Below are 6000 nucleotides of genomic sequence, written 5' to 3'. Positions count from 1 at the left end.
CGCCCTACCCTCGGTCTCGGTCCGTCCGGTGCCGGAGTCTCGCACGCGGTCGCCTGTCCACACAGTTGTCCACACCTGTGCGGAACGCGCGTACCACACGAGCGCTCGGGGGGACAGACCCTCCCCGGGCAGGTGCCGTACGGTTGCCGGCACCGGCAGGACCGGTGCGCCCCGTCCCGCCGGGGCGGGCAGCGACGAGCGATGATCGTAACGGCCCGTCGGGGCGCCGGGGGCCGTTCCGCCCGGCGACTTGCACCCGGTTCGGCGTGTCGGCGTGGAGGTCACCCGGGCGCGTGGTAGGCCGTGGTGGTTTGACCCGGCACGCGGCGGCGGCGTAACGTGGCCCAGCCTCGAAAGTGGCTCCTGCTGGCGTGCCCTGACGCCCGCGCACCGCTCCGCCGACGTGATCGTCGCGGCGCCGGGCGTCCGAGGAGCGGTCTCGCGAGGCACGACGCCCTCCGGCCGCGGCCGGCACCTTCGGAGCAGTGGAGTACCTCGTGAGCAAGCGCACGTTCCAACCGAACAACCGGCGCCGCGCCAAGACGCACGGCTTCCGCCTGCGGATGCGGACCCGCGCGGGCCGCGCCATCCTCGCGGCCCGTCGTCGCAAGGGTCGCGACGAGCTCTCGGCCTGACCCACCCCGGTGCTGCCCGCCCCGCACCGGATGCGCCGCTCTGCCGACTTCGAGCAGACGGTGCGCCGGGGGGCGCGCGGTGGCCGGACCACGCTGGTGGTCCACCTGACGACGACCGACCTCGGGCCGCAGGGCCCGGTGGTCGGTCTCGTCGTGTCCAGGGCCGTGGGGAACGCGGTCGTGCGCAACCGGGTGAAGCGGCGGTTGCGGGCCCTCGTCCGCGACCGGCTCGGCGACCTGCCGGCGGACGCGCGCGTCGTGGTGCGGGCCCTGGCGCCCGCGGCGGCGGCCTCCTCCGCCGACCTCGCGTCGGACCTGGACGGCGGCCTGCGGTCGGCGCGACGCCGGGCCGCGGAGGGGACGACGGGTGGTCGCGGCCGACGTGCGCCGGCGGTGACGTCGTGACGGCTGCGACCGACGGGGCGCTCCGGCGTCTGGTGCGGGTCCCCGCCCGGGTGCTCGTGCGGCTGCTCGTCCTCGTCGTGCGCGCCTACCAGCTCCTCGTCTCGCCGATGACGCCGCCGTCCTGCCGCTACCACCCGTCGTGCTCGTCGTACGCCGTGGTGGCGCTGGAACGGCACGGGCTCCTGCGCGGCGGGTGGCTCGCGGTCCGACGGCTCGGCCGGTGCCACCCGTGGGCGGCCGGCGGTGTCGACGACGTGCCGGGAACCACCGGGGCCCGCGGGACGTCGGATGCGTGGGACACCGTCCCGGGCTCCACGCCGTCGCCCACGTCGAGCGCCACGCGCTCTCCTGCTCCTACCGGCCGCTCGTCCGCGGGTCTCCCGCACGTGCACGCCGGGCACTGACACCGACCGAGGAGTACCTCCGAGATGGACTGGTTCGACGCGCTGCTCTGGCCGATCATGCTGGCCGTGGCCTGGACGATGGTCCAGTTCCACACGCTGTTCACGGCGCTGGGGCTGTCCGAGACCGGGGGCGCCTCCTGGGTGCTGTCCATCGTCGGGCTCGTGATCGTCATGCGGATCATCCTGATCCCGCTGTTCTTCAAGCAGATCAAGGCGTCGCGTGGGCTGCAGATGCTCTCGCCGGAGCTGCAGGCGATCCAGAAGAAGTACAAGGGGAAGACGGACCAGGCGTCCCGCGAGGCCATGACCCGCGAGACGATGGAGCTCTACCGCAAGCACGGGACGAACCCGTTCTCCTCGTGCCTGCCGATCCTCGCGCAGTCCCCCATCTTCTTCGCGCTCTTCCGGGTGCTGAACTCGCTCAAGCTCCTCTCCGAGGGTGGGCAGGTCAACGGGCGTGACGGCATCGGTGCCCTCACCCGGGACCTCGCCTCGCAGGCGGAGGCGGCGACGATCTTCGGCGCCCCGCTGTCGGGCACGTTCACGCTGGCCGGCGACAACGTCAGCACCCGCATCGTGACGGTGGTGCTCATCCTCGCGATGTCGGCCACGACGTTCCTCACGCAGCGCCAGCTCACGATGAAGAACATGCCGCCCACGGCGCTCGAGGGCCCGATGGCGCAGCAGCAGAAGATGCTGCTGTACCTGATGCCCATCATCTTCGCCGTCTCGGGCATCAACTTCCCCATCGGCGTGCTCGTCTACTGGACGACGACGAACCTGTGGTCGATGGGCCAGCAGTTCTACACGATCCGCAAGATGCCGGCGCCGGGGTCGCAGGCGGAGCGGGCGCTCAAGGAGCGGCAGGCCCGCAAGCGCGCGGCCAAGGGGCTCCCGCTCGAGGAGCCGCCGGCCGCCGGCGTCGTCGTCGAGGACAAGCCGCGCGGCCAGCGCGAGCAGCCCAAGCGCAAGGACCGCGCCGCCCGTCCGGGCGGTGCCGCCGGCACCGGCACCCCCCGGCCGCGGCCGGCGGGCTCGTCGGGCGGGTCCGCGACCGGTGGCACCCCGCGCCCGCGTCCGGCCGGTCAGGCGGGGGCGCCGGGGGGCGGCGGAGCAGGTTCGACGAAGGCGTCCGGCGGGTCGTCGGCCGCACGCCCGGGGTCGGGCGCGTCGGCCTCCGGCCAGCCGCGCAAGCGGCCGCCCGGCCAGGGTCAGCGCACGCCGCGACCGCGCCCCGCGGGCGACGCGGGTCCGTCCGGGCGCGGGCCCGGTCAGAGCCAGACGGACTGAGGCGACGGGGCGGCGTCGCCGCCCGTCGCGGTGCCTCCCGTCACGGGAGCGCGCAGGGGACGGCGTCCCCACCCGACCTCCGCCGGGACGACCCGGCAGCACGACGAACGGAGACACGACGATGACGACGACGCAGCCCGAGGTCCCCGAGGCCGGCACCGGCACGAGCCGGCTCGAGGAGGAGGGCGAGATCGCGGCGGACTACCTCGAGGAGCTCCTCGACATCGCCGACCTCGACGGGGACATCGACATCGACGTCGAGCACGGGCGCGCCGCCGTGGCGATCGTCTCGGAGGACCCGGCCGACCGCCGCCTGCGCACCCTGGCGGGTCGCGACGGCGAGGTCCTCGACGCGCTCCAGGAGCTCACACGCCTGGCCGTCCAGGCCAAGACCGGTGAGCGCAGCCGCCTCATGCTGGACGTCGCCGGCTACCGGGCGGGCCGGCGGACGGCCCTGACGGCGGTGGCCGAGGAGGCGATCGCGAAGGTCCGCTCGACCGGGGCGTCGCTCGCGCTCGAGCCGATGAACGCGTACGAGCGCAAGGTGGTGCACGACGTCGTCGCCGCCTCCGGCCTCGTCAGCGACTCGGACGGGATCGAGCCGAACCGCCACGTGGTGGTCCGGCCGGCCTGACGGTGGAGGAGCATCGGGTGCCCACCGGGAACGGTGAGGCCGCGGCGGCCACGGACCCCCTGGCCGACGACCCTCGGCTGCCGGGCTTCTTCGGCCCGGCGTGGCCGGCCGTCTCCGGCTTCCACCGCATGCTCCAGGGCGAGGGCGTGCTGCGGGGCCTGGTCGGGCCGCGTGAGGTCGGTCGGCTGTGGGAGCGGCACCTGCTCAACTCGGCGGCGGTCGTCCCGTTCCTGCCGACCGTCGGCACGATCGTCGACCTCGGGTCGGGTGCCGGCATGCCGGGGGTCGTCGTTGCGGCGATGCGACCGGGTGCCCGGGTGGTCCTGCTCGAGCCGATGCTGCGGCGCACCGAGTGGCTCGGCGAGGTCGTCCGGACCCTCGGCCTCGACAACGTCGAGGTGCACCGGGGCCGCGCGGAAGAGGTCGTCGGGACGTTCTCGGCCGACGCCGTGACCGTGCGCGCCGTGGCGGCGCTCGACGTGCTGTACGGGTGGGCGATGCCCCTGCTGCGCGTCGGCGGTGAGCTCGTCGCCCTCAAGGGCGCCCGGGCCGAGGAGGAGATCGAGGCGTCCGGCGAGACCGGGCGGGCCTGGGGTGCGGGCGTCCCGGCCGTGCGCACCGTGGCGACCGTGGAGGGCGTCGAGTCGACCAGGGTCGTCACGGTGGTGCGGGAGCGTGCCGTGGCGCCGCCCGTCCGCGGCGGAGTCGCCGGGCAGCGCAAGGCCCGACGACGCCGCGGTTGATCCAGGGATCGGCCCGCTCCGACACGACGCATCCGGTCCTGGTGTTCCCGGCGCGTGCGCGGCGGCGCGTCACGCGGGTGTCGGCAGCGTCAGGACCTCCACCCCGTCCTCGGTGATCGCGACGGTGTGCTCGCTGTGGGCCGTGCGGGACCCGGTCGCGCTCCGGAGGGTCCATCCGTCCTCGTCGGTGACGAGCTCGTCCGTGTCGGCCATCACCCACGGCTCGATGGCGAGCAGCAGGCCCGGGCGCAGCCGGTAGCCCCGGCCCGGGCGACCGGCGTTGGGGACGTGCGGGTCCTGGTGCATGGTCGAGCCGACGCCGTGGCCGCCGAACTGCGTGTTGACGCGGTAGCCGGCGCCCTGCAGGACCGTGCCGATGGCGTGGGCGATGTCGCCGACGTGCGCACCCGGCCCGGCAGCGGCGATGCCTGCGGTGAGCGCCTGCTCCGTGGCGGCGATGAGCTCCGGGGAGCCCGGCGGCCGACGGTCCCCCACGACGAAGCTGATGGCCGAGTCCGCGACGACGCCCTGCAGCGAGACCGCGAGGTCGAGGGAGAGGAGGTCCCCGTCGTGCAGGACCTCGTCGTGCGGCCGGCCGTGGAGGACGGCGTCGTTGAGGGAGGTGCAGATGTAGTGCCCGAACGGGCCCCTGCCGAAGGAGGGTGCGTAGTCGACGTAGCAGGACACGGCCCCTGCTGCCTCGATCGCCTCCCGGGCCCACCGGTCGATCTGGAGCAGGTTGGTGCCCGGAACGCTCCGGCCCCGAAGGTCCTGCAGGATGTCGGCGACCAGACGTCCGGTCGCGCGAGCCCTGTGCAGCTCGTCGTCGTTCAACAGCTCGATCATCACGCCTCCCGATAGATATACCGGTCAATGTATCCCGGCAGTAGTGTGATCGCCATGGTCCGTCTGCCCCTGACTCCTGCCGACGTGGAGCGCGGTCGCCGTCTCGGTGCCGCTCTCCGAGCTGCGCGAGGCAGTCGGTCGATCCTGGAGGTGGCGCTCGCCGCGCGGCTGTCGCCCGAGACGGTGCGCAAGATCGAGTCGGGCCGTGTCGCCACGCCGGCGTTCTCCACGGTGGCGGCAGTGGCCACGGTCGTCGAGCTGTCTCTCGACGACCTGTGGGAGCTGATGCAGAGCCGCGAACCTGAGCGTGACCAGCACGCTCCTGCGCAAGCCACGCCGCAGGCTGCGCTGGAAGCGTCCTGACGAGCCCAGTAGACAGGGTCACGGCTGGCTGGAGGCAGAAGTGCGTCGTCACCGTGGCTGTTGCAGGCGGAGCCGTCGTTCCACGTGAAACACTGCCGCGTAGCAATCAGGCCCGTCCCGCGAACAAGGCCCATCGATCGCGGCACGGCCCGGACGGCCACCTGTTCCACGTGAAACGTGCCGACCGGCACTGCCGTTCGCCACGAACGGTCTTCCGCCTCAGGGCCGTCATCGCGTTGCTTGTCGTCGGCGGTAGCGGTCGGCACCGATGACGTCCTCGTGCACCAGACCGGTCGCACAACCACGCACCCGCCGAACGGGCTGCGGAGACACGGTTGAACAGGTCGCTCGCAGATCGCGCTCGCGGACGTCGGACCGTGGCACCCGCTCGGCGCTCCTCGCCCTCGCATATGGCGAGGACGGCGGAGGGCGGCCGGCCGCACGCGAAGGGCTCCGTGCGATCGTCCGTCCAGGTCGTGCCCCGCGTCTTCCGAGCCTCGTGGTGTGCGGTGCGACGACCGGACGAGCGACCCTGACCGCGTGGGAGAGCTCGTGGCAGTGCCGTCACCGCTCGAGGACGTGACCCGCAGGAGTCGCAACAGTGGACCGCGCTGGCAGCGCCCTCCCGGTGACGAAAGGTGGAGGTAGACGAGCAGGGACGCGCACGACGTGCAGTGCTG

8 protein-coding genes are annotated in these 6000 nt (G+C 73.6%); 7 read left to right on the top strand and 1 reads right to left on the bottom strand.

The window, feature by feature from the left end; all coding sequences use genetic code 11:
- The first annotated feature begins 497 nt into the window (after positions 1-497).
- The 6 genes from rpmH to rsmG all read left to right on the top strand — a co-directional run bounded on the left by rpmH (position 498) and on the right by rsmG (position 4111).
- Positions 498-635 (top strand): 50S ribosomal protein L34, encoded by a 138-nt coding sequence (gene rpmH / locus AC2TDM_RS16915; RefSeq protein WP_088287484.1) that lies wholly within the window; start codon positions 498-500, stop codon positions 633-635.
- A 9-nt stretch (positions 636-644) separates the two neighbouring features.
- A complete protein-coding gene (rnpA, locus tag AC2TDM_RS16910; RefSeq protein WP_484635404.1) occupies positions 645-1040 on the top strand; it encodes a ribonuclease P protein component in 396 nt (131 codons plus the stop codon).
- Entirely contained in the window at positions 1037-1444 is a 408-nt protein-coding gene (yidD, locus tag AC2TDM_RS16905; protein WP_484635403.1) for a membrane protein insertion efficiency factor YidD, read from the top strand. Before rnpA ends, yidD begins: the two co-directional genes overlap by 4 nt.
- Before the next feature lie 24 nt (positions 1445-1468).
- Complete coding sequence (gene yidC, locus AC2TDM_RS16900; RefSeq protein WP_090034262.1) at positions 1469-2734, top strand: membrane protein insertase YidC; 1266 nt, start codon at positions 1469-1471, stop codon at positions 2732-2734.
- A 121-nt stretch (positions 2735-2855) separates the two neighbouring features.
- Positions 2856-3368 (top strand): Jag family protein, encoded by a 513-nt coding sequence (locus tag AC2TDM_RS16895; protein WP_090034263.1) that lies wholly within the window; start codon positions 2856-2858, stop codon positions 3366-3368.
- A 17-nt stretch (positions 3369-3385) separates the two neighbouring features.
- Complete coding sequence (rsmG, locus tag AC2TDM_RS16890; RefSeq protein ID WP_484635402.1) at positions 3386-4111, top strand: 16S rRNA (guanine(527)-N(7))-methyltransferase RsmG; 726 nt, start codon at positions 3386-3388, stop codon at positions 4109-4111.
- A 69-nt stretch (positions 4112-4180) separates the two neighbouring features.
- On the opposite strand, the gene map is transcribed toward rsmG, so the two are convergent.
- Positions 4181-4957 carry a type I methionyl aminopeptidase gene (gene map / locus AC2TDM_RS16885; protein ID WP_484635401.1) on the bottom strand — a complete coding sequence of 259 codons (777 nt, stop codon included), beginning with the start codon at positions 4955-4957 and terminating at the stop codon, positions 4181-4183.
- Between the two features lie 54 nt (positions 4958-5011).
- Between map and AC2TDM_RS16880 the strand changes: the two genes are divergently transcribed.
- Complete coding sequence (locus tag AC2TDM_RS16880) at positions 5012-5320, top strand: helix-turn-helix domain-containing protein (RefSeq protein WP_090034316.1); 309 nt, start codon at positions 5012-5014, stop codon at positions 5318-5320.
- Positions 5321-6000: the final 680 nt, after the last annotated feature.

Source organism: Cellulomonas sp. plas2, assembly GCF_057221735.1.
Note: the sequence above shows the minus strand (reverse complement) of the source record. Positions and strands in the feature narration are given on the sequence as shown.

Coding starts and splice junctions, on each gene's coding strand:
- map (WP_484635401.1), bottom strand. CDS start 4,957: ATGATCGAGCTGTTGAACGACGACGAGCTGCACAGGGCTCGCGCGACC.
- AC2TDM_RS16880 (WP_090034316.1), top strand. CDS start 5,012: ATGGTCCGTCTGCCCCTGACTCCTGCCGACGTGGAGCGCGGTCGCCGT.
- AC2TDM_RS16895 (WP_090034263.1), top strand. CDS start 2,856: ATGACGACGACGCAGCCCGAGGTCCCCGAGGCCGGCACCGGCACGAGC.
- yidC (WP_090034262.1), top strand. CDS start 1,469: ATGGACTGGTTCGACGCGCTGCTCTGGCCGATCATGCTGGCCGTGGCC.